The following is a 1,805-nucleotide window of genomic DNA, read 5'->3' as shown; positions in this document are numbered from 1 at the left end:
CACGATTTGAACCAGACACGGCACCTCTTTCCAAACCCCGAACCCAACCCGGTGGCGGCCGACTGCTTCAAGTCGCAGCCATAGGGTCTCGCCCGCGGCGTCGAGGTCCCGATCGCGCACGGGATGCCGAGCTCGCCGAGCTCCTCCAACAAGGCCGCCACGCCGGGCAGCGGCTCGATTCCTTCCGCGCGCAGGATCTCACGGTAAAGGCTCTCCTTGCGGTCGCCCAACTCCTGGATCCGCTCCGCGGTGTGCGCCCAGCCGAGCAGCGGCAGGATGCTTTCGTTGCGCTGGCCGAAGGTGGCGACGAAGGTCTCGCGGGTCAGGGTTTCACCGAGCTCCTCCGCCAACGCGAACCAGGAACGCTCGTGTGCCTCGTGGGAATCAATCACCACGCCATCGAAGTCGAAAATCACCGCCGCCAGCGCCATGGGCCGAGCATGCAGCCGGGCCCGGGCACCGCGCAAGCCACGCGACACCGGGCTACGACCACTCTTCCGCCGACTTCCTCAAGCGCCGCTCCAGGCGTGGATCCGCGGCCATCCCTTCGTAGCGAACCGCGTAGTGGTAGCGCTGCAGTTCCAGGGCAAAATCGGGGGCATCCTCCAGGTCCGCCAGGTGCCGCCGCAGCGTGCGCGCGCGGGCCAAGGGCCGTCCGTGGCGCTGGCTCGCCCGGCGGAAGGCCGCGAAGTACCCCGCCTCGGCCGCTTCCGCTCCGGCGGCCGACCCGCCCGTCGCCGTGCCCCGACGACCGCGCCATGCCAACAGCAGCAGCGCCGGCACCGCGAAGCCCGCCGCCAGCATCAGCGGCAGCTTCAATCCGCCGTTCCCTGCGACCGGCATTTCGTCCTCCGCTTCCAACAGTTCCGAGGCGCCGGGCGGCTGTTCCTCCGGGGCGGCGGTCTCGGCCAGCTCGTGCTCGAGGGCTCCCGGCGGCGTCGCATCGAGCACCGTCCAGCCGTAGCCATCCAGCAGCACCTCGGTCCACGCGTGCGCCTCGCGGGCCCGGAAGACGAACAAACTACTCCCTTCGTAGAAGGTCCCTCCCGACCATCCGTAGGCGACCCGCGCCGGCACCCCGATCGACCGCGCCAGCAAGGCTCCGGCCGTGGCGAAGAATTCGCAGTGCCCGCGCTGTTCGTCGAAGAGGAAATTCTCGATCGGATCGAGGTCCTTCACATTGTCGGTTTGCAGCGAATACCCGAGCGTCGTCCGGAGGTGCCCGCGCAGCCGCAGCAAGCGCTCCACCGTGGTCCCTTCGCCCGCCGCCAGCTCCGCGAGACCCGCGATCCTCTCGCCGAGCCGGCCCGGTGGCAGTGCCAGCAACCCGGGTGCCGCCCCGGCGGGCGTTCCGGTGCCGCTTCCACGCGGCAGATCGTCCAGCGACAACGGCTTGGAAACCGTGCGATACTGATAGCCTTCCTCGCCCGGTGGCGGCAGCAGGTGCAGTCCGTCGCCGAACCGTGTCAGCTCCGGAACATCCGCCGCCACCACTCCCTGGACCGCCGTCAGGGGATTGCCCGTCGGATGATCGGCGGCATGGAAAATCTCGCATTCGAGGCCCTCGCCGGCCCGCGTCTCGCCCAGCCGCAGCCAGCCGTCGGCCCGGGCGACGAGCACCTCGGGCGGCCCGCCACCGCTGCCCCACGCGCCTGACTCGTAGCGATCGAGCGCGAAGGCTTCGACGTAGATCCGCCGCCTCAGCAGCTGCTCCGTCGCGGTGCCATCCAGCGGCCGCAGGAAAACCTCTGGCCGGTTGCCCGGCTTCAAGTTCGTCCGCCGCGGCAAGGGCCGGCGCTGATGGT

The 1,805-nt window shown here is 70.0% G+C and carries 2 protein-coding genes; both read right to left on the bottom strand.

Annotated features, from left to right (window positions below):
- Window positions 1-431: HAD family hydrolase (locus IG178_RS16780; protein WP_193213730.1), on the bottom strand; the 431-nt coding region annotated here is incomplete at its 3' end.
- A 52-nt stretch (window positions 432-483) separates the two neighbouring features.
- The coding region (locus IG178_RS16775; protein ID WP_193213729.1) for a transglutaminase-like domain-containing protein at window positions 484-1,805 on the bottom strand (1,322 nt) is incomplete at its 5' end.

Source organism: Neoluteolibacter marinus (assembly GCF_014904755.1).
GTDB lineage: Bacteria > Verrucomicrobiota > Verrucomicrobiia > Verrucomicrobiales > Akkermansiaceae > Haloferula > Haloferula marina.
The sequence above is the reverse complement of the archived record's forward strand: the minus strand, read 5'-3'. Positions and strand labels throughout refer to the sequence as shown.